Origin of the sequence: Priestia sp. FSL H7-0729 (assembly GCF_038005685.1) — a bacterium.
Taxonomy (GTDB): domain Bacteria; phylum Bacillota; class Bacilli; order Paenibacillales; family Paenibacillaceae; genus Paenibacillus.
In genome coordinates this window covers 58,441-84,878 of the sequence record NZ_JBBOTQ010000019.1, presented here as the reverse complement: position 1 = coordinate 84,878, position 26,438 = coordinate 58,441, and the positions used below count along the sequence as shown (strand labels likewise).

Annotated in this window: 15 protein-coding genes; 1 reads left to right on the top strand and 14 read right to left on the bottom strand. The window is 48.0% G+C overall.

The window, feature by feature from the left end:
* The first annotated feature begins 688 nt into the window (after positions 1–688).
* On the top strand, positions 689–2,059 hold the full coding sequence (locus tag MHH93_RS26150; RefSeq protein WP_500056427.1) for a molybdopterin-dependent oxidoreductase: 1,371 nt from the start codon (positions 689–691) through the stop codon (positions 2,057–2,059).
* A gap of 127 nt (positions 2,060–2,186) precedes the next feature.
* Here the strand turns inward: MHH93_RS26150 and ligA are convergent, their stop codons facing one another.
* From ligA to uvrA, 14 genes are all read right to left on the bottom strand, one after another.
* Positions 2,187–4,208: an NAD-dependent DNA ligase LigA gene (ligA, locus tag MHH93_RS26145; protein WP_500056425.1), complete on the bottom strand. Its 2,022-nt coding sequence runs from the start codon at positions 4,206–4,208 to the stop codon at positions 2,187–2,189.
* A gap of 183 nt (positions 4,209–4,391) precedes the next feature.
* Positions 4,392–6,746, bottom strand: a complete 2,355-nt coding sequence (pcrA, locus tag MHH93_RS26140; protein WP_440391397.1) for a DNA helicase PcrA — start codon at positions 6,744–6,746, stop codon at positions 4,392–4,394.
* Between the two features lie 348 nt (positions 6,747–7,094).
* Positions 7,095–7,790, bottom strand: a complete 696-nt coding sequence (gene pcrB / locus MHH93_RS26135; protein ID WP_500056428.1) for a heptaprenylglyceryl phosphate synthase — start codon at positions 7,788–7,790, stop codon at positions 7,095–7,097.
* Positions 7,791–7,977: 187 nt separating this feature from the next.
* Positions 7,978–8,853 carry a phosphatidylinositol-specific phospholipase C/glycerophosphodiester phosphodiesterase family protein gene (locus MHH93_RS26130; protein WP_339238048.1) on the bottom strand — a complete coding sequence of 292 codons (876 nt, stop codon included), beginning with the start codon at positions 8,851–8,853 and terminating at the stop codon, positions 7,978–7,980.
* Positions 8,854–8,988: 135 nt separating this feature from the next.
* Positions 8,989–9,870 carry a dTDP-4-dehydrorhamnose reductase gene (gene rfbD / locus MHH93_RS26125; RefSeq protein ID WP_500056423.1) on the bottom strand — a complete coding sequence of 294 codons (882 nt, stop codon included), beginning with the start codon at positions 9,868–9,870 and terminating at the stop codon, positions 8,989–8,991.
* Positions 9,867–10,892 carry a dTDP-glucose 4,6-dehydratase gene (gene rfbB, locus MHH93_RS26120; protein WP_500056421.1) on the bottom strand — a complete coding sequence of 342 codons (1,026 nt, stop codon included), beginning with the start codon at positions 10,890–10,892 and terminating at the stop codon, positions 9,867–9,869. The genes rfbD and rfbB overlap by 4 nt, the downstream gene beginning before the upstream one ends.
* Before the next feature lie 54 nt (positions 10,893–10,946).
* A complete protein-coding gene (rfbC, locus tag MHH93_RS26115) occupies positions 10,947–11,495 on the bottom strand; it encodes a dTDP-4-dehydrorhamnose 3,5-epimerase (RefSeq protein WP_500056419.1) in 549 nt (182 codons plus the stop codon).
* Between the two features lie 181 nt (positions 11,496–11,676).
* On the bottom strand, positions 11,677–12,555 hold the full coding sequence (galU, locus tag MHH93_RS26110) for a UTP--glucose-1-phosphate uridylyltransferase GalU (RefSeq protein ID WP_500056417.1): 879 nt from the start codon (positions 12,553–12,555) through the stop codon (positions 11,677–11,679).
* 83 nt (positions 12,556–12,638) lie between these two features.
* Positions 12,639–16,289 carry a DEAD/DEAH box helicase gene (locus MHH93_RS26105; RefSeq protein ID WP_500056416.1) on the bottom strand — a complete coding sequence of 1,217 codons (3,651 nt, stop codon included), beginning with the start codon at positions 16,287–16,289 and terminating at the stop codon, positions 12,639–12,641.
* A 105-nt stretch (positions 16,290–16,394) separates the two neighbouring features.
* Positions 16,395–18,908, bottom strand: coding sequence for a U32 family peptidase (locus MHH93_RS26100; RefSeq protein ID WP_500056415.1), 2,514 nt, complete (start codon positions 18,906–18,908; stop codon positions 16,395–16,397).
* Between the two features lie 326 nt (positions 18,909–19,234).
* Positions 19,235–21,130, bottom strand: coding sequence for a stalk domain-containing protein (locus MHH93_RS26095; RefSeq protein ID WP_500056414.1), 1,896 nt, complete (start codon positions 21,128–21,130; stop codon positions 19,235–19,237).
* A 43-nt stretch (positions 21,131–21,173) separates the two neighbouring features.
* Positions 21,174–22,343, bottom strand: a complete 1,170-nt coding sequence (locus MHH93_RS26090) for a S1C family serine protease (protein WP_500056412.1) — start codon at positions 22,341–22,343, stop codon at positions 21,174–21,176.
* Positions 22,344–22,677: 334 nt separating this feature from the next.
* On the bottom strand, positions 22,678–22,890 hold the full coding sequence (locus MHH93_RS26085; RefSeq protein ID WP_017692026.1) for a hypothetical protein: 213 nt from the start codon (positions 22,888–22,890) through the stop codon (positions 22,678–22,680).
* Between the two features lie 330 nt (positions 22,891–23,220).
* Complete coding sequence (gene uvrA / locus MHH93_RS26080) at positions 23,221–26,079, bottom strand: excinuclease ABC subunit UvrA (protein WP_500056410.1); 2,859 nt, start codon at positions 26,077–26,079, stop codon at positions 23,221–23,223.
* Positions 26,080–26,438 lie beyond the last annotated feature (359 nt).

Below are 26,438 nucleotides of genomic sequence, written 5' to 3'. Positions count from 1 at the left end.
CCAATAAAGTATTGAAAAGAGCGATAAGCTCATTTTGAATCTGACGATTCATTGTGAGTCAAAAGTTACTATCCATTTGTTCAGTTTTCAAGGAACTTGTATGTCCGTTTATGTTAAAGTTTGTCAACCGGACAGGAATCTTATCATATCATGTTAACTAACTTACTGTCAACACTTTGTTTTCGTCGTCTTTCAAATGATTATGACGATCATTCGTTTGAAGCGACAAGAAGTAATATATCACGTACGGATTTATTTAGCAAGCATTTTTAATCTACCATCTGATATTTTACAATTTTTCATCAACGGTACTTTGCATTCAGCCTATATGCGACACATTAACACAATATCTGAAACCAAGATGGAACCCTATTTGAGGTTATTCTGTATCAATGAAACAATCATTTCTATAATGCTGACTTCTATAACCGCCTCGATCGGGACAATGAGTCCTGTTCTCCTATTGGTTTGAAGAAAGTGATCCAAAAACTCTATAATAAGGTATATAGATATAGGGATAGGAATAAGCAATTGAATGTACCTCTTCATATGGGTGTGGTTAACCCATGAACAATCATTAATCGCCTCATCTGAACCTGTACTCTGATCACGCACTCCATTCACAGTTGGCTATTACATATCAAAGTTCTGAACAAACTCATTACTAACCTATATGGGGTGATCGCACTTGAAACAATGGTTAAAGAACAGACGCAAAGGTTACGGCAAAAAGCTGGTTTCCATCCATGCCTGGAATGCCTGGATTGTAGTCATCCTTGCTATATCGGGTCTTATGCTGGTAGGCGGCTTTTGGCGAGAGATACTCGGGATTGGGCGTGTATGGTTAAAATGGCTACATATTATCGTTGGGCTAGCGATGCTGGCCCCCGTCGTATATTACTTGATTTTGGCCGGAAAACACTGGAAGCAGCTTCGCAACAGACCTTGGCAAAGAATAAATACTATAGTAGTTCTTGCCCTATTGGTGGGATGGCTCCTCTCGGGTATTGTATTATGGCAGTTCAAGCTGGCTGGACCTCGATGGTCGAATGCTGCACTTTTGATCCATGACCTGCTGACTTGGGTGGGCTTACCTTATATTATCTATCACTCCATCACTCGGACCAAATGGTTAAAGGACTCTGCACGTCGTGCGGTTAAAACCACTACAACTTCAACACGAGCTCAAAGTGCAGCTGATCCATCTGATTCAATATCGGATGAAAAAGAAACTCCGGCTGCTATATCTTTTTCTCAGGATGGTAGTCCCGAGAGAGATTCTCTCAAATTAGAGCAGCGACCTCAGCCTGTGTATACACGCCGAGCTTTCATCCGTTCTGCCGTGGGGGTTGGTCTTGCCGTCACACTCGGACCTACTTTTATATCCTGGGTAGGACGAAATCTCAAGATTGATAACAGTATCGACAGTATGCTGGAGAACGATCCTAACCGTATGGTTCCTTTGCCACAACCGCTGTCTGCCTCTTCACCTCCCATTGGAGGCGGAGCTGAAGGTCATTTTCGCGTATATACGGTTACGCCCATACCGTCCTTCTCCAATGCTAACTGGTCTTTCCGTATTGATGGATTGGTTGAACGGGCACAGGTCTGGAACTGGGAACAGTTCGTGAAGCTCGCGCGTACCGTACAGGTTAGTGATTTCCACTGTGTAACAGGATGGTCTGTATATAAAAATACCTGGGAAGGGATTTCACTTGCACAGCTTTTGAAGCAAGCCGGGGTCAAACCAGAGGCTCATAGTGTAAAGTTTTATTCCGGTGATGGTGTGTATACAGATGCGATTACGATGGATCAAGCACAAATGGAGGATATTATGGTGGCTGTCATGCATGATGGCAAACCCATCCCGGCTGATCTCGGCGGTCCGGTACGGCTCGTCATTCCTCAGATGTATGCATACAAATCAGTAAAATGGTTGAATCGCATCGAACTCATCGACAGTGAACATATCGGTTACTGGGAAGAGCGAGGATATGACAAGGATGCATGGCTTACAGGCGCATCTCAGCGCATCCCTAATAATATAAGTGGATCATGATCCGTTTAGTTTAAGACTGGCGGCGTTCATTCGTTGTATTAATCATTCAAATAACAGCAAAAGCCCCCGATCACGGATTCGTGTCTTCGGGGGCTTTCTTATATGAACTCTTTTGTCCGTTTATCCTCTAACCCTGTGGGTTCAAAAGACGTACAAGTTCGTCCTCATCCTCAATCGTTGGAATACCGAGATCATGAGCTTTGGTCAATTTGCTGCCTGCCTTCTCTCCGGCAATCACCAGATCTGTCTTTTTCGACACACTGCCTGTTACCTTCGCTCCGAGCGCTTCCAGTCTTTGCGTAGCCTCTTCCCGCGTTAGTTGGTGCAGTGTTCCTGTCAGGACGACGGTTTTGCCAGTGAAAAAGGAATCTTCCACAACAACAACTTCTGACGCCTCAGGTGCCTGTGCTTTCACACCCAAGTTAAGCATCTTCTCAATTGCAGCCTGTGTAAACGGATCTGCAAAGAAAGTTACAATGCTCTCCGCCACAATACCACCGACGTCAGGTAGTTCAACCAATTCTTCTACGGTTGCATTCATAATGGCGTGCAGATCCCGGTAGTGATCCGCAAGCATACGCGTGGTGGATTTACCTGTGTTCGGTATACCCAGTGAGTATAGGAACGAGGCCAGATCACGATCCTTACTGAGCTCTAGCGCAGCGAGAAGGTTGTTCGCTTTCTTTTCGCCAAACCGTTCCAGCTTCACCAGATCATCAAACTGTAACGTATACAGATCAGCAGGCTCACGCACGTTCAATTCATCGTACAGCTGAATCGCTGTTTTCTCACTGAATGTCTCGATGTCCATGGCATCACGGGAAGCAAAATGGGAAATACGTGCCACCGTCTGCGGTTTGCATGCCAGTCTGTTGTTACAGAACAAGTGCGCTCCACGTTGCTCGAGCGGGAATCCGCATGCCGGGCACTGCTCAGGGAAGACGATCTCCTCACCATCACTCTCCTCTGTCACTTTACCCAGGATCTCAGGAATGACGTCATTGGAGCGACGGATAAAGACCCGTGTACCCAGAGCGAACTTCAGATTTTTGCGCTCAATGTCGCCGACATTATTCAGCGTACAGTTCTGTACCGTTACCCCGGCCAGTTCAACGGGTTCTACGCGTGCCAGCGGAGTTACTTTGCCAGTACGGCCCACATTCCATACCACAGCATTAAGAACCGTCGTAGTCTCTTCTGCCTCGAATTTATATGCTACCGCCCAGCGAGGGAATTTATCGGTATAACCCAATACCTCACGGGTGCGCATGTCCGTAATTTTGATTACCGCTCCATCGATCAGATAGTCCAGCTGACCCCGGTTCTCCTGAATCGCAGCCAATTGTTCCATGACATCATCAAACTCGTGGAAGTACGTGATGGATGGATTAACTTTGAAGCGGTTCTCACGCAGGAAGTCCATCATCTGCTCATGATTGGCAAACTGAATGTCATCCGAATAACCTACGTTATAAAAATAAGCATTCAGCCGGCGCTCAGCCGTTGCCTTCGGATTCAGGTTGCGCAGCGCTCCCGCTGCTGCATTCCGCGCATTCTTGAGCGGTTCTGCCGCTGTCTCGTTGTATCGCTCCAGGACAGACAGGTTCATGATACCTTCACCCTGTACTTCAATTGTGCCGCTTGTGTAAGGAATTTTGAGCGGGACAGATCTGATCGTTTTTACCTGTGCTAAAATCCCTTCGCCTACGGTACCGTTCCCTCTTGTAGAGGCTTGTACCAACTCACCGTTGGTGTATGTCAGGTTCAGCGTCAATCCGTCAAACTTTAACTCAATGACATAACCTGGTTCCGGTAAAGGCGTATCGGGATTTTTACTGTTATAGTCGTTAATCAGTTTCAGTACACGGGTATTCCAGCTGCGCAGCTGCTCAATATTTTGCGCTTTGTCCAGACTCCATAATGAAGATAAATGGCGATGTGGGGTAAACCCTTTGAGCAGTTCGCCGCCCACACGCTGTGTTGGAGAATCAGGCAGAACCATGCCGCTTTCCTGTTCCAGCGTAACCAGTTCGTCGTACAGAAGATCATACTCCTTGTCGCTGATCTGTGGCTGATCCATCGTGTAGTACTGATAATTATGCTGGTTCAGCTCAGTAACGAGTTGCTCCATCCGGTGCATCGGGTCCATACAGGGCCATCCCTCCGTTAATTTGATCTATATATGTAAACGAACATTCCTCTTGCACTTAACCTCCGATAACAGAATAACTTTCCGATCGCTGTTATCCCCAGCTGGAGATAAAGGCGATCGCTTCGCTTCTTCAAAGTTAGTTCTGTACTCTCCGTTATCGTGCAAAAGGAATTTTCGTTTTTATTCCACTTTCGTAATTGGAGCAAACCCGGCAAGCAAACGTTTCACGCCAACTGGAGCCGGGAATGCAATCTGCAGTTCGGTGTCATTCCCTGTCCCTTTAACTGCAACAATCGTGCCTGTCCCCCATTTGCCATGCTGCACTTTGTCTCCGGCCTTAAACCCTGCTTCACCATTCGAAGCCACCGGCTTGGAAGCAGATGATGGCGTAGAGTATGTTGGGCGGGAAGTACTTGTGGTCACACGCGAAGTTGGCGTGGATGAGGTAGCAGATGACCCGCTCTTGCTTTGGTGATCAAAGAGCTTGGTGCCACCACCGAAGTTACTCCCTCCACTGGAACCTAATCCACGTCCACCATATGAGCCACCTCCGCTGCTACCGCGGCGGAAACGATCACGAGCCATGGAAGTGTCTTCCTTCAGCTCATCCGGAATTTCATCCAGAAAGCGGGAAGGCGGGTTCGCTGTGGTACGTCCAAACAAGGTACGCATCTGGGCACACGACAGGAAAAGTTGCTCTTCCGCACGGGTGATCCCCACATAAGCAAGTCGGCGTTCTTCTTCCAGCTCTTCATTATCCATAAAGGCACGGCTGTGCGGGAAGACGCCTTCCTCCATACCCACGATAAAGACAACCGGGAACTCCAGTCCTTTGGCACTGTGCATGGTCATCAGGGTAACCGCATCGCTCTGGTCCTCTTCATCATCGTTCATGCTGTCAATGTCCGCAATCAATGCAAGATCGGTGAGGAACGATACGAGCGTTTTGTCTTCATTATTTTTCTCAAATTCCATCGTTACCGACAGGAACTCATCAATGTTTTCGAGCCGTGCACGAGATTCGAGTGTATTTTCATTTTGCATCTCAAGACGATATTGGCTCATCTCAAGGATCTTCTCCGTCAGTTCAGTTACGGACAGATATTCTACCATCTGATGCAACGCAGCGATCATGTCATAGAACTCCACCAGCGCATTCCGCGTACGCCCAGCAAAACCAAGATCATCCACGACCTGTAGCACTCGGAAAATGGAAATTCCACGCTCTCCAGCCGCAGCCGCCAGCTTCGCTACTGTTGTATCACCGATACTACGTTTCGGTACATTAATGATCCGGGTAAGGCTGATATCATCGTCAGGGTTGGATAACAGGCGCAGATACGCCAGAATGTCCTTGATCTCTTTGCGATCATAGAACTTGATGCCGCCGACAATCTGATACGGAATATCAGACTTGATCAGAATTTCCTCTATAACCCGGGACTGGGCATTGGTACGATACAAAATGGCATGGTTCTGATAGGATTTGCCGTTCTTCACATTTTTACTAATCTCGGAGGTAACAAAATACCCCTCATCATGTTCGGAATCCGCACGGTACACCTTGATCTTCGAACCACCCTCTTTGTCCGTCCACAGTTTTTTCGGTTTACGCCCTGTATTCAGGCCGATCACTTCATTCGCTGCATTCAGGATATTGGAAGTAGAACGATAGTTCTGCTCCAGCAAAATTGTATTTGCTTCAGGATAGTCTTTCTCAAAGTTCAGGATATTGCTGATATCGGCCCCGCGCCAGCGATAGATCGATTGGTCACTATCCCCTACAACGCAGATGCGGTGGTGGCTGTCAGCGAGCATGCGGCACAGCATGTATTGTGCACGGTTCGTATCCTGATACTCGTCCACGTGAATGTACTGGAATTTCTTTTGGTAAAAATCGAGGACTTCCGGTACTTCCTTGAACAGTTGAATAGTCTGCATAATAAGATCATCAAAATCAAGTGAGTTATTGGCTCTTAACCTTTTCTGATACATCTTATATATCTTCGCTACAATACCCTCGAAATAGTCCCCTGCCTGCTTCTCATATTGCTCCGGACTGATCAGTTCATTCTTGGCCGTGCTCATCATGGATTGAACTGCTTTGGGCTCGAATTTCTTCGTATCAATATTCTGGTCTTTCATACAGCTACGAATTACAGATAATTGGTCCGATGAGTCCAGAATACTGAAGTTGGAGGTAAAGCCAATTCGTTCAATATCACGGCGCAAAATTCGCACACACATGGAGTGGAACGTGGATACCCAAATGTCGCGGCCTTGGGAGCCACCAACCAGTTGGGAAACCCGATCCTGCATCTCACGGGCGGCTTTATTCGTAAAGGTAATCGCTAAAATGCCCCACGGAGGTGCTTTCCGTGTTGCAATAAGGTAGGCAATCCGGTGTGTCAGCACCCGGGTCTTGCCGGATCCCGCTCCGGCCATAATCAGTAGCGGGCCATCCGTCGCCTCGACGGCTTGCCGTTGAGGGGTGTTAAGCCGTGCAACGGCATCATGTATATTTACAGGTTGCATGCATGCATGCTCCTTTCGTTGGTTGGTCTATAGAGCAAAATTAATAGGTTACACTCGCCACTCCGATGACAGAATAATCTTCCGATCGCTGTTATTCCCGGATTTTTCGATCTACATTTCAAAGGTGAAAATCCGGTAATAAAGGCGAACGCTCCGCTTCTCCAGCTTATTTCTGTCCTCTGCGTTCTCGTGTAAAAATTAGTTTAGCTTATATTTACGGGTAGTTGAATTCACAAGAGAGAACACTTCGTTTCTGTGTAAAACTTACTCTTGTATACGAATTGCTTAATTAGTAAGGGCAAAGTTCTATTTTAACAGATCATAAGGGGAAAATGGGGGAATGGTAAACTAAACCGATTCATCGGTTCTTTTTACGGCCAACACCGTCTCAAGTGCTTTGTTCAGATCACTATACACGATGTTACCTACAACGATGGTATCTGCTACCCGAGCAGCTTGCGCGGCTTTCTCCGGATTATCAATTCCGCCGCCGTAGATGAGATGTGCCCGCTCCAATTGTCTGTGTGTCTCACCAACAAGCTCCATATCTCCGAACGTTCCGCTGTACTCCATGTATACAATTGGAAGATTGAGCAGACGCTCCGCAGCCTGCGCATATGCCACCGCAGCTCCTGTCGTGAGCTCCGTATCTGCACCCGTCAACCTCGCTACCGTGGAGTCTGCATTAAGTACAATATAAGCCTCGGCAATCAGCAGATCCCATGGGATCAGATAACCGTAACGCTCTATGGCTTGCTGGTGGTGCCCAATCATCCATTTACTGTCCGTTGCATTCAAGACCATCGGGATCAGATATCCATCAAACCCGGGAACAACAGCTTCCAGATCGGATACTTCAAGCACACAGGGTAGCTCATAACGACGCACCCGGGACATCAGGTCTACCGTGTTATCATAAGTAATTCCGGAAGATCCGCCGACGATAATTGCATCGGTCCCCGACATGCAGACCTGATCAAGTTCTTCATCCGTAATCTCCCGGTCCGGGTCAAGCTTAAATACATGTCTCCACTGCTTAATCATGTCTATCAACGAACATTCCTCCAGAGGTTCTTCTGCATCCTAGAAAGCTTGTAAACTAAGTCTAAGTCAGCAGACAGTGAGTGTCAATGTTCGTATAAAAAGGGGAACAGAAAATCACAGACATTTCCCTGTTCTGGTATGGAAAAGCCTGTGATTTGGATTTTGTAATGATTGTAATTACGACATTTTACGGTTTCCAGGCAAACCGTGTATTCATCTCATCCAGTTCCTGCTCCGTCAGCACGTCCGAGTACACCCCATACACACCCCACTTCTCATAGTTAGCCACCTGTTCAGTGTCATTGATGGTGTGCACGTAAGTAACTGAGCCTGCACTATTAAGCTTGGCGACGAAATTCTGGTTTACTTTATATTCCGGCATGGTCACGGCATCAATATCATTTTTTTGCACAAAATCAACAACCTGATCTTCTGTATCCTGTGTGGCGTATAACGTATAGATAATGGAAGGGAATGCATAGACTTCTTTCACCGTTTCAAGCATGGGTTCGTTGTAGATCTGTACAACCACGCGATCAAGCACGGAGGGATCATGTTCTTTGGCAGCATCCACGAGGGATCTTAACACCTGCTGTATATCTTCATCCTTCTGTTCTTTGGTATCGGTTACGATATACATATCCGGGTATTTAGCCAGTACATCTATAATGCCGTCGGCATCCATGGGTTGGTACATACCCAGAATAGGCGTATTCATGAACTCATCATGTGTCAGCGCCCCGGCTTGTTTTTCCTCGGGAAGCTCTTGGTCCTGTCCTAGCATTTTACTCATATTAGCGGTCCACTCATGTCTGGCTACGGCTTTGCGATCTGATGTGAGCATAAAGTCGATCTCAAATACACGTGTTCCTTTCTCGTAATTGGCAATCATCGCTTCATAGGCGTTGGTATATGGTTGATCCCGAATGCTGCCCATCGCATGGGCTATTAATCTATAAGCGGTAAATCCGTCACGCTGTTCCTCACTCTCGCTTTCATAGGCGAAAAAGAGTGTACCCACGGTAACGATCAGTAGTATTAACACGGCGGCAATGCGTTTCATATCACATTCACATCCTCAGTACCTTTTTGATAGCTAACTACCCGAATTGAGGAGGTGCAAAACAAAATAGCCACCCGGAGGCGGCTGTTAAATGGTGGATAGACATTTTGGATAAAGCGCGGACCATCAAGATACTCAGTCCTTTTGCTGCACACTTAATTCTTTCAAAAATGCAATCAGCGCCTCACGCCAATGTCTCAGAGGTTCCATGCCATTCGTTCGAATGGCCAGTTGATCCATTACCGAGTATGCAGGACGAGGGGCAGGACGCGGAAACTGATCGGTTGTGCATGGTGTAAGTTCGGCTGTCGGCTCGAACCCACTCTGCTTACTGGCTTCTTCTCTTATTGCCTCTGCAAACTCGTACCATGTGCATGTTCCAGAATTGGAAGCATGATAAATGCCATACTTTTCACTTACGGAAAGGAGATGGATGAATCGGGCAAGATCCACCGTATAAGTAGGCGAACCTTGTTGGTCATGAACCACTTGTAGTTGTGGACGCTTCGCCATAAGTTCCAGCATGGTTTTGACAAAATTACTGCCATGCACGCCAAACACCCATGATGTTCGAATGATAAACCATTGCGTACACAAACTTTGAACCAGCCGTTCCCCGGCAAGCTTCGACTTACCATAAACACTCTGCGGGTTTGTTACATCGTACTCTTGGTATGGTGTACTCCCGCTCCCATCGAATACATAATCGGTACTGATATATACCAGCTTTGCTTTCACACTCTCGGCTGCAACTGCAATATTTCTAGTACCTGATGCATTGATTGCGAATGCTATATCCTCATCTGCCTCAGCCTGATCGACCGCCGTGTAAGCAGCGCAGTGAATAATGATGTGCGGTCGGAACGTTGTAATCATATCTGTGCACTGCTGTTGATCGGTAATATCCATCTGGTTCTTGTCACAGGCCAATACCTGATGCCCCTCTGTCTCGAAGGTCTTCACCACATCATAACCCAGCTGTCCCGCCGCGCCAGTTACCATAACTCTATAGTTCATTTGGACGAATCACCCATCCGCTTACCGTACTGAAGCTGAACATATTCCTGATATGTGCCTGATTGAATTCTCGTCCACCAATCTTGATGTCTCAGATACCACTGAATCGTCTCCTTGATCCCTGTCTCAAAATTGTGTGCGGGTTGCCAGCCAAGCTCTGTACGTATCTTAGTAGGATCTATACCGTAACGTCGGTCATGTCCCAACCGATCTTGTACATATTGTATCAAACTCGTAGGCTTACCCAGCTGCTCCAATACGCTCTCCACAATGTATATATTAGTGCGTTCATTATTACCACCAATGTTGTACACTTCTCCAGATTGTCCATTATGAATTACCAGATCAATCGCGCTACAGTGATCTTCGACATAAAGCCAGTCACGAATATTGAGCCCATCACCATATACCGGGATGGCTTCATCGTTCAATGCACGGGATATAATCAGCGGAATCAGTTTCTCCGGGAATTGAAAAGGACCGTAGTTATTGGAGCAACGTGTAATATTTACGGGAAGTCCAAAGGTTTCATGATAGGCTCTTACAAGCAGATCCCCGCCAGCTTTACTTGCAGAGTAAGGACTGTTTGGCATCAGAGGTGTATCTTCAGTAAATAAACCCGTTGGACCTAGTGATCCATATACCTCATCCGTCGATACCTGAACAAATTTGGTGACTTGATATTTCTTTGCCGCATCCAGCAGAACCTGAGTACCCATCACATTGGTACGTACAAAGATATCCGGGGACAGAATACTTCGATCCACATGAGACTCGGCAGCGAAATTCACAACCACATCGATGCCTTGGGAAAAAACAGCTTCCATCTGCTGTACATCTGCAATATCTGCTTGGATGAAGGTATATCTGGGATTGGACTCTACCGTATGCAAGTTCTCCAAGTTCCCCGCATACGTTAATGCATCCACATTGATAATCTCATAACTCGGATGTTCACGAAGCATATATAACACAAAGTTGCTGCCGATAAATCCGGCCCCACCCGTAACCAGTAGTTTCATGCTGTCTCTCTCCCTCTGCCTCCAGATACAGAAGTATCTGAAAAGTCTGATTAATTAGTCGAAGTTCAGTTCAGTATCTTTCAGCAAAGGATGCTTCTGATCCTTCTCCGATAATATAGGTTTCGTCACAGGCCAATCAATGGCGAGCGCCGGATCGTTCCACAGAATTCCACGGTCATGTTCAGGCGAATAATAGGCATCTACCTTATAAGTTACCTGGGAATGAGGCACCAAGGTACAGAATCCATGAGCAAATCCTTGAGGAACAAGCAGCTGCCGCTGGTTATACTCACTTAAAATGACACTTTTCCATTGGCCAAAAGTAGGGGATGAGGTGCGGACATCCACGATCACATCATATATAGCCCCAGATATAACCCTCACCAATTTAGTCTGTGCTTTGGGCTGAAGCTGATAATGAAGCCCACGCAGAACACCTGCTTCAGCCGACAAGGATTGATTGTCCTGAATGAAGACGTGCTGTATCCCCTGTTCATGCAAAACCTGCTCATTATAACTCTCCATAAAATATCCACGGTGATCACCATAAACCTGGGGTTCCAATATGGCGGCGCCATCCATAAACAGCGGAAGTACCTTCATGACATCCCTCCGTTTTGCTGTTGACATCATTTCTTCATATTGACTATGTATATGTAAAGTGTCAGGTAAGTGTTTGTTCATTGGCCTGTATAAACCTCATATTTACCCTTCCATAAAATAAATTAAAGCCCAGCCGCGGTATCATTCTTCGGCTGGACTTCAAGGGCATGCGGAAAACCATTTATTGATCCTTTACGACCTGTTCCAAGTAATTTAGGAGATCTTTCCGTAGATCCGGGCGCTGCAATGCGTAGTGAATCGACGTTTCAATAAAGCCCAACTTTTCGCCAACATCATGACGAAGTCCATCAAAATGATATGCGATAATCTGCCGCTGTTCATTCAAACGGGACAAGGCATCTGTGAGCTGAATTTCGCCCCCAACACCAGCAGATTGCTGACCTAGTATCTCAAAGATATCCGGAGTAAGAATATAACGTCCCATAATAGCCAGATTCGAAGGGGAGTCTTCGGTCTTTGGTTTCTCAATTAAGCGGCGAGCGCGAAAGACACGTTCATCCGTAGGGGTCAGCAACTCTCCGTCCACAATCCCATAGCGAGATACCTCGCTCCAATCAACAGGCTGTACACCAACAATTGGAGATTGCAGTTCATCGTAGACATCAATCATCTGCTTTAGGCAGGGATGGTCGGCTTCCACAATGTCATCCCCTAACAGGACGGCAAAAGGCTCGTTGCCAATAAACTTGCGGGCACACCAGATGGCGTGACCAAGTCCCTTCGGTTCCTTTTGACGGATATAATGGATATCTGCCATCTCGGAGGGTTTACGTACTTCGTTAAGCAAGTCCCACTTCTGTTTGTCCGCCAGATTCTGCTCCAGCTCAAACGAATAATCGAAGTGATCTTCAATGGCCCGCTTCCCTTTACCTGTCACAATAATGATATCTTCAATACCTGAAGCAACGGCTTCTTCAATAATGTACTGGATCGTTGGCTTGTCCACGATGGGCAGCATTTCCTTGGGCATCGCCTTGGTGGCAGGCAGAAACCGGGTACCCAGCCCTGCGGCTGGAATAATCGCTTTGCGAATACGCACACGAACCCACTCCTTTTGCTAGATACATATTTTAATATATTTAATGATGCTAAGTACTCGAATGCTTGGACTCCGTTATACCATCATACCATCAACAATTCGCGGATATCCTGTTCGGATAACGTCGTTGATCCGCCATCTCCAGGTTCAATTACTTCGGCAATCAAGTCCTTCTTCCGCTGCTGGAGTTCCAGAATCTTCTCTTCGATCGTACCTTCGGTAACCAAGCGGATGACTTGCACCACTTGTTTCTGTCCCATGCGATGGGCACGGCCAATCGCCTGTTCCTCTACTGCGGGATTCCACCACAGATCATATAATATAACGGTATCTGCCCCAGTTAAGTTTAGTCCGGTCCCTCCAGCTTTCAGGGAGATTAAGAACAGTTCGGCTTCACCCTCGTTAAATCTGTGGCACATCTCAACACGGCTCTGTGCAGGGGTCTGACCATCAAGGTAAAACAGGTTTCTTCCCTGTGCTGCGAGTGTCTGACGAATCAGGTTCAACATGCTTGCAAACTGGGAGAAGATGAGAATGCGTTTGCCTGCCGCCAAACAATCCTCGACCGTTTCAAGCAACTGTTCCATTTTCCCGGAATCGCCTTGATAGCCTTCGACAAAGAGGGCCGGATGACAGCACAACTGACGCAAACGCGTGATGCCAGCCAGAATTTTGATACGATTCTTCTGGAATCCGTTATCCTCCATATCCTTCGATGCTTCATCCTGAAGCTGGGAAAGGTATGCGGCGTACAGTTTCTTCTGTTCAACCGTAAGCTCTGACCGCTGTACCGTTTCAATTCGATCAGGCAATTCTTCCAGCACATCCTTCTTCAGGCGGCGCAGAATAAATGGACGTACCATCCGCGAGATCCGTTCCGGAGGAAGGTCGCGGAATCTTCTATAGCTTGGAAATAGCCCAGGGAATATGGCTTCAAAAATCGACCATAATTCATCCAGCGAGTTCTCCACAGGTGTACCTGTGAGTGCAAAACGGCGCGGGGCCTGAATTTGTTTTACTGCCTGCGCAGTCTGGGAAGAAGCATTTTTAATTGCCTGAGCTTCATCCAGAATGAGCGTATGGAATGTTCGGCCAAGGTAAGTTTCCAGATCCCGACGTAACAAAGGATACGATGTCACAATCACATCTGCCTCATCCATGCCTGAAAGCATGCTGGCTCGTTCTTCTTTCTGCCCGGCTGCGATCAGGACGTTCAGATGCGGGGCAAACCTCGCAAACTCATTCGCCCAGTTATAGGTCAGCGAAGCAGGGGCCACGACAAGTACCGGAGGATGAATGACTTTCGTTCGGACCGTCAATCCGTCCTGCTGCATCGTGGACCATGAGCCATCTGTATTCTCTGATGCCATCTTATCCAAAGGAAGTCCAGTTTCGGGATCGATGCCGGCAGGCGCCAACGTTTCACCGCCCCATAATGGTCCGCTCTCCCGGTACTTATCACCACCCGTATGGTCAGCGTTGTACTCAGGCTTCTCCTGAAGTACCGCTGTGATATAGGCGATGCTTTGCAACGTTTTGCCAAGTCCCATATCATCCGCCAGAATGCCGCCAAACCGATAATAAGCGAGGGTACGCAGCCACTGGTATCCGCTGTTCTGATAATCCCGCAGGATGGGGGTCAGAGGTCCCGGTAATGCAAAATCCATCCGCTCGGGATCTCGGAGATCATCGAGGAAACGTTTCAGAGAACCTCCCCACTTCACATGTCCTGAAACCTCATCCCTGCCTGGCAATTGCAACGCCCGAACAGCTGGCAGCCGGATATGGCTGCTCTTGATGTCATCTGCGCCCAGTCCAAGTGAATCAGCCATGTGAGCGAAGCTGTCTGCACCTTCATTCTCAAGCGAGAGAAAGACACCGCTCTTGAGACGGAAATATGGTTTCTTTTCAACAATGCGGCGCATAAGTTCCTGAAGTTCCTGCTCGTCCACACCTTCCATCTCGAATGAAATCTCCAGCCAGTCCAATCCTCTTCCCAAATCTGCTCGTACTTTCGGCGGTGTGGGATAGGATTGCACCATCGCCTTCACGGCGTTTGGCATATAGATCTCGACCTGTTTCTCAAGCTCAGGCAACAGATGATACATAACATCATAGATGGCATCTTCGCGTTCGCTCGCCCAGACACTACCCTCCCTGTCGAGAAAGGATCGATCAAGCCGTTCAATCAAATTCCGCTCTTTGTATCGATCACGCACCAAAATGACCTTTTTCTCTTCTTCATCTATCAAATACTCTGCCAGCGGATTAATAACCATGACCTCATAGTCGAATTCCAGACGTGCTGTAATACGCTCACGATAGAAGTCGATGTACAACTTGGGTAAAAGTTCCGGTTCCGCGATCTGTTCACGCACCTGCGAATCAATGGACAAATGCCCGAGCGTACGCAGTTCTGGCACGACATGCTGCACAAACTCATCCACCTGCTGGGTCGAAATATCGATGCTTTCCTTGATTCCATATGAATTGAGTGCACCACTCAAATCCTCCAGACTTCGCACCTGCATCGGCTCCAACATATGCAACTGTCCTTCCACCACAGCGGCATCATAAGCAGGGAGAAGAATCAGCTCGCGCAGTCCCGAAATTTCAAGCTGATACCCTTCATTCGTTCCCTGTGCAATCCGGTAAAACAAAGGTAATACTCCCTCACCGAGCGTGAGTGGCCCATTGGCAAATCCTGTACCCTCCATCCGACTGTCGGCCTGTAGTAGCAATTCCAGCATTGGCTTCCATATTAGCGGAGCAATCAGTATATCCCGTCCGTCCGACGCTCCCAAATAACCGGAGATGGATTGGCGATAGGCCTCTTCACTCTGCCTCATTCGAATGAGCATTGAGAGAATCGCCTGATCCTGCGGAGTGAAGACATGCATCAATGGATCATATTGGAACAGCTTGGTAAATGACATCGGCTCGCCCTTTTCGATGCAGTTCAGGAATTGCTTTACTTTCTGCACCACATACAGACGTTTGTTACCCACTTTCAATTCAAGAGCAAGTTTCCCACCACCCTTGTGAACCTGTGTCAGCTTGCATATAAACTGGACCTGCAATTCTTCCCGCAGGGAGGAACGGCTGACAGGAGCCGTGTACTTACGATCATTTCCATGCAGTGGTCTCCGATCCTTGGCAAACATGGACAGAATCTGATCCGCCGTACGGTAAGAAGGTTTATCTGCCGAGCGCCCCCACCCCGAAGCTGAGCTTGGACGACCTGCTTGGGCAAAGTGAACGGGCGGATGCTCTGAAGCATCATCCAGTTGCTCTCGTTGTGAATAAGACTGGGGACGCTCCCACTTGCTCTCTTCGACCAGCGTCCCGACCCTGGACTTGGAACCTATGCTGGAACTGGTATTGACGCCTTGACCTGTAGCAGATTGAGCAGGCTTCTCAGATTCAATTGTGACATTACGCTCCTGTTGCTCACCCCATTCGTGAATAGCCAACAGGACAGCAGCCACATGTTTACAATAGTCATAATGCCTGCCGTCACCCGGACAACTGCAGCCTGCCACAACCTCTCCCGTTTCATCTATATCCACCGTCACCTGATAGCGCTCCGATCCACGTACCTGTGCTTCATAATGAAGCTGATCTTTACTGACCACCAGATTGGTCACCCTGCCAGATTGGTTATAATCTTCTCCGCGCTTGAATGCCGTGACCCCGCACAGCAATTTGATATCCATAATTGTGAATGGCGCCACGCTTCTTCGCCTCCTGTGTCATGATGTAAAAAAACCCCAAGAGCTCCTTGAAGCAGAGATTGGGGTTCCTTCATGCTGTAACTGTTGTTGTACCATACAATCTAATTATTTCACCAATTGACCACGTGTAACGCCCAGTTGGTTCGTTGCTTTGAGTGTTTTCCATACTTGTGTACCACTGATCTCCCCGCGCAGTGCACGGTTGTACAGATCAATGACTTCGCGTACCTGCTCCGGTGTCTCTTCCAGGAATTCCACACGGTAACGGGATACACCCAGATCCATAAAGTTGGTCAGATACTCGGCACCTGACTGTTCCACGGCATTGTATACCGTATTACGGCAGCCTTCATCCACACGTACCGGGTGGGACATACCAATTCGGTCTTGCAGAGATGCACGTTGTTCCTCACAAGGACGACCACAGTTCGTATAGTCCGTTCCTTCACTCATAAACGTACAATACACACAGTGCTCGGTATGGAACATCGGTAGATGCTGATGGATAACCACTTCGGTCTGACTTGTACGGGAGTGGCCCAGCAAATCAACCATTTGTTGAATGTTCAGGTCATAGGATGGGGTAATCCAGTCACATCCGGCTTCCAGGAACAATTCAACGGCTTTGTGATTGGCGATGTTCAATGAGAAGTCGCCGATCAGTTCCGGGTGCGTTGCATCCGGGTTTTCCATCCGGTGGCGCAGGTAGAAGTACAGTGCACCTGTATTACGCACCAATACCGCATCCGGCTTCAGACGCAGGATATTGTTATGATAACCGTTCTCCCCAGGCATGTGAATACGCGGTGTTGCCAGCGCGATCTTGCGACCAGCGGCATGCACAGCTTCCACGGCTGCCGGGAACTGCTTAATAAACTCGAAGTCGGCATAGATCATGCCGATTCCTGCTTCAATCGCTGCCTCCACTTGTGGCAGGCTGCGGCATAGCGCGGTCAGTTCGGCTTGACCGCGAGCGACTGGCGATGCCGGTTTAACCGAATCGCCGTACACATCCACTGCCCGTTTCACGTAGACGGGCGGTTTCGGACGTTCGCCCGCGAGTTGCTCTACCGCCTGACGGCGAATGTTATTCAACTCGCGCATCGGGATGATGACGTCACCGTGCAGATTGACGTCCATTCCTTCCAACTGGAACACGGTGCCTCCCAGACGTCCGAACTGCTCTCCGAGCAATTCATGTGTCATTGGACGCTTCTGTGCGATGTCCAGTTCCATCTCGGAATCAATCCGAACGGTCGTGCCCTTCTGCACGTCTGTCCACCACGTGCTAAGCGGCTGCCCCGGGCTGCCGATGACCTTCACCTTCACCGGGAATACACGGAACGGTTTCTCAGTCTCGAAGCTTTGACGCAGACGTTTGTCCAGCGCTGGGTCATTCGTTTTCCAGACTTTGTCGCCAACCTTCACGCGGCGCAGATCCACGTCACTGCGACCTGGGACGACATCAACGATCCAGCCCTCTTCAGCTTCGCCTTCGAGTTTTACGCCTTTGCGACGTACATCGTATACCCGTCCGCCTTCTTCCTTCTTCGTTGGGTCTCCCGCGTCAAATACAATCCCGTCTCCACGTTTCACGGGTGCATCCAGCTTCAGGACCACACCATCGCGCAACACTTGATCTACACGACCAAGGTAGACGCCACGGCTTTTCGGGAACGTTCCATCCACCAGTTCTTTGTTATTCGTACCACTGAGGAATCCATGCGTGAATCCACGGGAGAAGCTTTGCTGCAATTCGCGAACTTCTTCCTTGCTTGGCGGTGTGTTATCTCCATCAAAATAACGGTCAATCGCTTTGCGATATTTGCTTACCACGTTCGCTACGTATTCCGGCGTTTTGAGACGCCCTTCTATTTTGAAAGAAGTCACTCCTGCTTCGATCAGTTCCGGCATCAGATCAATTGCTGCCAAATCCTTCGGAGACAACAGATAGGCTACATCACCCATCGGCTTGTGCACTCCATCCACCATTAGATCGTATGGTAGACGACAAGCTTGTGCGCACTCCCCGCGGTTCGCCGAACGTCCTCCCCACATTTCGGAAGTCAGACATTGCCCCGAGTAGGATACACACAGCGCACCGTGAACGAATACTTCCATTGGAAGCTTCGCCTGTTCGCCGATTTTCTGGATCTGCTTCAGGTTGTTCTCCCGTCCCAGAACGACACGTTCCATATCAAACGGCTTCGTAAACTCGACCGCTTCCGGTGACGTAATCGTCATCTGTGTTGAACCGTGGATCGGGAAATCCGGCGAGATCTCGCGGATCATCTTCACCAAACCCAAATCCTGAACAATTACAGCGTCCACACCTGCATCGACACATGCATCAATCAGTTCTTTGGCATCCGTCAATTCATTTTCAAAAATCAATATATTAAAGGTCAAGAAACCTTTTACGCCATAACTGTGCAAAAACGCCATAATCTCCGGCAGCTCGTCCATGCGGAAATTGTTCGCCCGTGCCCGTGCATTAAACTTTTCGACTCCGAAGAAAATTGCATCTGCGCCATTGGCTACCGCCGAACGCATACAATCCCAGTCACCAGCGGGTGCCAGAAGTTCAACGTCTTCTCTTCGTATTGTTGCTGTTTTCATGTAGATCCTCCCCATAGCCGGCATACGCCGGATTTCATCCCTATATCCTTAAACGCCTGAACATACCAAGCTTAAGACTGCACCTTATCGGGTACACCTGCATTGTCAAAGTATTACCATATCTATCTATTATGTCTGTATTGCCTGAACTCCAAGCTTACAGTCATTCATATTTACCAGATCAGCAGTCATAACTCCTGAACTAGTATAGTGTACCACTTCTGCACCGACTCTTCTACGTTTTCCTGAAAAAACCGTTTACCATTTTCATATCCAGCATAACGAAAAACCGAAAGGTCATTAGACCCTCCGGCTTCACTACAATTTTATTTAATAAAAGTAAATGAGTTCACTGCTTTTTCCAAGGCAGCCGCCTGAACTTCTGTCTTGTTGGCATCATTAAGACCACTTGTGATCGTATAGGTTGTTCCGTCCTTTTCAAACACGATCTGGCGACCCGCATATGGCACGCCTTTGTCCAGCTCATGATACGTAAAGGAAAATGCAGGCACACCCGCAAACGTTAGCTCCTCACTGCCAAGCAACTTGAAGTTCTTACGCGTTTTGGTGGCTTCGGCATAAGCTTCTCTCAGTTGGCTGACCGTCATCTCGATCGACTTGTCCTCGCTCGCCGCAATGGAGAACTCTCCGCCCGTGAAAGTGTATACCACAGGTGAATACTCGAATCGATCACTGTAAGGTGTCCAGTAACGCGGAATATCTACACTATAATGATAACGTTTGGACATACGTGTAAGTGTCTTCGTTTTGTCTGTCAAATAAGGATCTTCATCCAGCTGACCGAAATTATCGGCAACCGTATCAAAATCAATCTCCACACTCTTCATAATCCGTTCAAACCATGCCCGAACTGCACTTTGCTCTTCAGGGAACGTATACTCTGCATAATATCGATACCCATTCTTCTGCAAAAGAACATCAAACTCCGTCTGCCAGCCTCCGCCAAAGTTATAACGGAATTCATTTACCTCGGCAGTCTCTCCCGAGATATCCATCGTATAAGAGCCAATCGGCTCGTAACTCTCTGGTGTAAATGTCTCGCGCATCCACTTATCCAGTTGGCCGCTCCAGTCTTTGACCGTTGTACCTGCCTTCGCCGAAGTGACACGCCATTGCAAATATGCACCATCCTTGGCTTCATAGATCATCTGATTGTTGTCGATTGACCAGCCCGCAGGAATCTTCAATTCAATACCGTAATCATCATTCCACGTGGAGCGCATGCCATGATCTACGGTGGACAGATCCTTGATCGTTCGATCCGACTCCACGTAGGTAGGCTGGAATGAATTGAGCAGCGCCGCACGTTTGCCCAGATCCTTATAATTCAGAGCTTCGTAATCCGCGAGGTACACATCATATTGACGGCCTTCGTTCAGATACTGACGCATCTCCCACAACATGCCATCTACATCTTTCATAATGATGCGTGCATAAGGGGTTTTGCCTTTGGACACCGCTTCACGATCCAGCACCGTATCTCCCGATTGTTTCGCTTCCTGTACGAGTTGCTGCAACAAATCATCCGCATCCAGAGCCACATCCTGATCACTGACGTACACCTCAAGATAATAACTGTTGTCCGCAGCGCCAAAAGTCATCATGCGCTCCTGCTCACCGGTCTGGAAAACGATAAGGTCTGCCGGATAGTTAATGGACCAGCCGTAAAAACTGTTACCGATTCTTGTTTTGCCTTCATCCGGATGAAGGCCGTCCTCATCGTCTACCGAATCATCGGTTTGCAACAGACGAATCACCATTTCTCCGGAACTGGTTGGAGCAAGCGTTGCTCCAATCCCGGCAACTACCGGACGAAGTGGAACCATGAGTACACCATTCACCATCTTGGGAGCTGCACCCATCTCATGTTTCACACCATCCACCCAGGCAATCGAACTGCCAATTGTCAGTGTTACGGTATGCGGACCTTCCTTAATTTTGACGACATCATTTTTCTCCAGCCGGATCTCACTGCCAAATGCTTTTTTAAACACACCGACAGGTACCATCGTCACACCCTTGACTTTGTAAGGCTTGGCTATGGCCTGTTTATCTCCGTTAATATAAGCGCTCGTGCTACCCGCTTTGACTCGCAGTTCACTTGTCGTTAAGTCAGATGCCCATATAGGCATTGCTGCTCCAATGGTCAGCATCCCGGTTAATACACCTGTGCTTAGCACACGTACCCATGACTTTTTCATTACGTTCTTTCGTCCTCTCTCCATCCGGGCTGATAACCGGGCTTTATTGTTCTTCATCTGCAAGGAACGCTTCATCTTCCTCGTCTACGATGTCTGCGCGATCAGCAAGCACCAACGTGCGGGTGACGATATCGCCATCCGTTTGCATCAACAGCTTTACCTTTTGCCCAGGCAGATACTTTTTGAGCAACTCATTGATATCCACGACAGAGGACACTCGTGTCCCAGCAACACTATAGATGACATCGCCCTCTTTGATTTTGGCTTTCTTCGCTTCAGGAGACAGTACGCCCGTGATCGTTAATGGATCATCTGTCGGCAGGCCCACAATCGCAGACCAGCTTTCTTCCAGCTGTAGTCCCAGACTTGCACGTTTTATTTTGCCATATTTAAAAAATTGATCGATGATATATTGAACGGTATCCACCGGAATCGAAAATCCCAGACTCTCTATGCCAATAGCAGAGAATTTCATAGAATTGATACCCACAACTTCACCCTTCAGGTTGACCAGCGGTCCCCCACTATTTCCTGGGTTAATGGCCGTGTCGGTCTGAATTAACCGGTAAGTCGCCTCAACACCACGATTCAAGCCGCTAATGACCCCCACCGTTGCCGAGTTACGCAAAGAAAAGGAAATCGGCGTACCTAAGGCAATCACGGTCTCTCCAACAGAGGTTTGTGAAGCTTTGGCGAAGCTCGCCGGTTGGAGCGATTTGGCATTGATTTTGATTAGTGCCAGATCACTGAGTGCATCACTGTATGTTTTCGTAATTTTGTATGTATTGCCATCCGTCGTTACGACAACCGGATTCGTTAATCCGTCAACCACGTGGGCATTCGTTACGATCCATCCGTTGGACCGGATAATAACACCTGTGCCATGTGCAAGATTATATCGGTTGTCTGATGATGCACCTTCCTGCACTTCGGTAGATTTCCCAATAATGCCTACAACCGAAGGGGATACCTTTTCGATCACTTTGGGAATGGCTTCACTTCCCTTGTACGCGTACGTTCCGGATTTGGCATCATATTGTCCACTTCCACCAACTGCCTTGAGCAGATCCTTGGTGTTCACATAGACTTGGCCGTCTACCACTTTCGCTTGCATTGCCGTTTTGGATTCAGCCGCGCCGGCTGTTGCCGCTACACTAATCGAGAGTACAGCAGCCATCAGTATGGCTATTCCCTTTTTACCCAATACGCTCATATTCTCACCTGACCCTCTCTATACATCCTTCTTGCGCGAATCGACATCGAATTCATCACTGAATCTATTCTCTCTTTCTCTCATCTGCAATTCCGGTATCCCTCAATGTATCATACAGAATCTGGATATACAATTGTTTTAAGTCCTATTTTAGTAGAGAAGGTAGAATCTTGTTCAATCGTTCAGTATAAACGAAAAAAACACCCTCCATGTCTCCCATGGAAAGTGTTCCTTCATACCTCTTTTAGAGGTTGTTCAAAAAGTTCGCTTTTGATTACGAAGGATGCCTGGCGGCATCATCAGCATCGAAGTTGAAATTCAGCTGATGGCCTTCCTACTGAGCAAACCAACCGGTTATCATCGCATAGTCCGTCATCAGAAATACAAGCAGGCTGACGACTGCAAATCCGATCGCAAACAGATTCTTCTTCGGCGCCCGAAGAAGACGAACGACTCCGATGAAAATCAGGATCGTAAATAGAATGACAAAAATATCAAATGCATTAAAATTCGATGTACTCGCCGTGGCAGCTTCTGCAAACAGCATGGATAGACAGACCTCCTTACCATAGTTGAACAGCTAACGCATACCCTAATATCTTCCTCTATGTTATCTGTACCCTGCTTGTAATGCAAGCCCTATCATCCATAAAAATGAAAAAAAGACAATTTGGCCGAATATTCCTGTAATGCTCGTCATAATGCATATGTAAACACTTTCACGAAACAACTTGAGCCCGAAGATAAACGGTGCAAAATGAAAAGCCCTTCTTCTCGGAAGCAGAGCACATCAGATCGTAATCCAACGTCTCAACCTTATCGAAAAGAAGGGCAAATACTGCCACTTCATATGGATATAACACTTGGTTCGAGGACCTTAGTCCACCAATTGCAGTGCCTTGCTCCGCTCGGTATCCCGCTCCAGAACCGGCTTCAAGTACTTGCCCGTATAGGAAGCTTCCACTTTAATGATATCCTCAGGGGTTCCCGTTGCAACAATGGTTCCTCCACCGCTACCACCTTCCGGACCCAGATCAACAACATAGTCTGCTGTTTTGATTACATCCAGGTTATGCTCAATCACCAAGACTGATTCCCCGGAATCCACCAGACGGTGCAATACATTAAGCAAACGATCGATATCATCGACATGCAAACCGGTCGTCGGTTCATCGAGGATGTAGATGGTTTTCCCCGTACTGCGGCGATACAGTTCGGAAGCGAGCTTCACACGCTGGGCTTCACCACCAGATAATGTGGTTGCAGGTTGTCCTAGATTGATATAACCTAGGCCTACATCCATCAGTGTCTGCATTTTACGATGGATCTTCGGAATGTTCTCGAAGAATTGGGTTGCATCTTCAACCGTCATTTCCAGCACATCGGAAATATTTCTGTTTTTATATTTCACTTCAAGTGTTTCCCGGTTGTATCGTTTGCCTTTGCAGACTTCACAAGGCACATAAACGTCCGGCAAGAAGTGCATCTCGATTTTGATAATACCGTCTCCACGGCAGGCTTCACAACGTCCACCTTTGATATTGAAGCTGAATCGGCCTTTCTTATATCCACGTACCTTGGCTTCATTCGTCTGGGCAAACAGATCCCGGATATCATCAAAGACGCCTGTATACGTAGCCGGGTTGGAACGTGGTGTACGCCCGATTGGCGACTGGTCAATATCGATGACTTTATCAATATGTTCCAGACCACGAATCTCTTTATGTTGACCCGGACGTACCCGAGCACGGTTCAGATCACGTGCCAGCGTTTTGTAGAGGATCTCATTGATCAATGTGGATTTACCTGAGCCAGACACACCCGTTACCGCAGTAAATACACCTACTGGAATCTTCACGTTCAGATTCTTAAGGTTATTTTCTTTGGCTCCGCGCACTTCCAACCAACGGTCTCCTACACTTCTACGTTCTGTACGAATCGGAATGAATTTGCGTCCACTCAGATATTGACCGGTTAAGGAATTCTCATCGTTCATGATCTCCTCCGGTGTACCCTGTGACATGATGGTACCTCCGTGGATACCTGCACCCGGCCCAATATCAATAATATAGTCAGCAGCCATCATCGTATCCTCATCATGTTCAACCACGATCAATGTGTTACCAATGTCGCGCATATGCGCAAGTGTTGAGATCAGACGGTCATTATCCCGTTGATGCAGACCGATACTCGGCTCATCCAGAATATAAAGTACACCCATTAGGCTGGAACCGATCTGTGTAGCCAGTCTGATCCGCTGAGCTTCCCCACCAGACAATGTTCCGGCAGCACGACTCAGTGTAAGGTAATCCAGACCAACATTCACAAGGAAGCCAAGACGGCTGTTGATTTCTTTCAAAATCAGTTTGGCAATCGTCTGCTCCTTCTCCGTCAATTCCAATGTATCGAAGAATCGGCCAGCTTCACCAATGGACAAACTAGTCACATAGGCCATGTTGTGATCATTAATCGTAACCGCAAGACTCTCGCGTTTCAGACGCTGACCTTTACATGTACCACAAGGCTTCGCACTCATATAACCCTCAATAAATTCACGGATACCTTCAGATGCTGTATCACGGTAACGACGCTCCAGGTTATTCACGATACCTTCAAAGGTAACCAGTGCTTCCTTGCGTTGTCCAAAATCGTTCTCATAGCGGAAACGGATTTTCTCCGAACCAGTACCCTGCAACAACTTGTTCATCTGCTCAGCGGGCAGATCTTCGACAGGTACATTTTGCGGAATGTTGAAGTGCTCACATACTGACTTCAAGAACTGCGGATAATAGGTGGATGTACCACCTGTCCACGCATCAAAAGCACCATCTTCGATCGTCTTGCTGCGATCCGGTACGAGCAGATCAGGGTCAACGATCATTTTGACACCTAACCCGTCACAATCCGGGCAAGCGCCGAAGGGACTGTTAAATGAAAACATCCGCGGTGCCAGCTCTTCAATACTGAATCCGCACACCGGGCAGGCAAAGTTGGAGCTGAAGCGCAGCTCTTCTTCGCCCATAATGTCCACGAGGAGTTGTCCACCAGACAGATTCAGTGCTGTTTCAATAGAGTCAGCCAGACGCGCCTGTACATCATCTTTCACAACGATCCGGTCAACAACGACTTCAATGGTATGCTTTTTATTTTTCTCCAATTGTATATCTTCTGACAGATCACGCAATTCCCCGTTCACCCGTACACGGACAAAGCCCTGTTTGGACACATCGGCGAATACACTTTTGTGCTCACCCTTACGTCCCGAGATAATGGGTGCCAGTATTTGTAGCCGGGTACGCTCCGGATATTGCATAATACGGTCTACCATTTGTTCTACGGTCTGGGAGCTGATCTCCACACCATGGTCCGGACAATGTGGATGGCCCACACGTGCAAATAACAGACGCAGGTAATCGTAGATTTCCGTCACGGTTCCCACCGTGGAACGTGGGTTGCGGCTTGTTGTTTTCTGATCTATTGAAATGGCAGGAGATAATCCTTCGATGGAATCCACATCCGGTTTCTCCATCTGTCCCAGAAACTGCCGTGCATAAGCTGACAATGATTCAACATACCGTCGCTGTCCTTCGGCATATATGGTGTCAAAAGCCAGCGAGGACTTCCCTGAGCCACTCAGACCGGTCAATACAACAAAGCGGTCACGCGGGATGGTAATGTCGATATTTTTCAGGTTATGTGCTCGTGCGCCTTTAATGACAATGTTATCGCTCGCCAATAGTATTCATCCTCTCAAATTTACTATCCAAACCTTTGCAAAGGCTTTTCGATCCCTCCCAAACCCTCCCTTTCAAGGGAGGGCCCCAGAGGGCGCAGCCCTCTGGACACCCGAAACAAGCGGTGCAATGGTGAGAGGTCGGGTCTTGCTATGTGAAGGGTGGTCGTGTGCCCGCGGCTCCGTATAAGGTTCCGGCTCATTGCCGGAACCTTATACGGCCGCTCTACTGCGAGGGGACGCTCTCGACTTCGCCTTGATCGCGACAAGGTCGCCATTGCCTTTGGCTCGGCTCCAAGGTCAAGAGCGGGACGCTCTCAGCTTCGCCTTGATTGCGGCACGGTCGCCATTGCCTTCGGCTC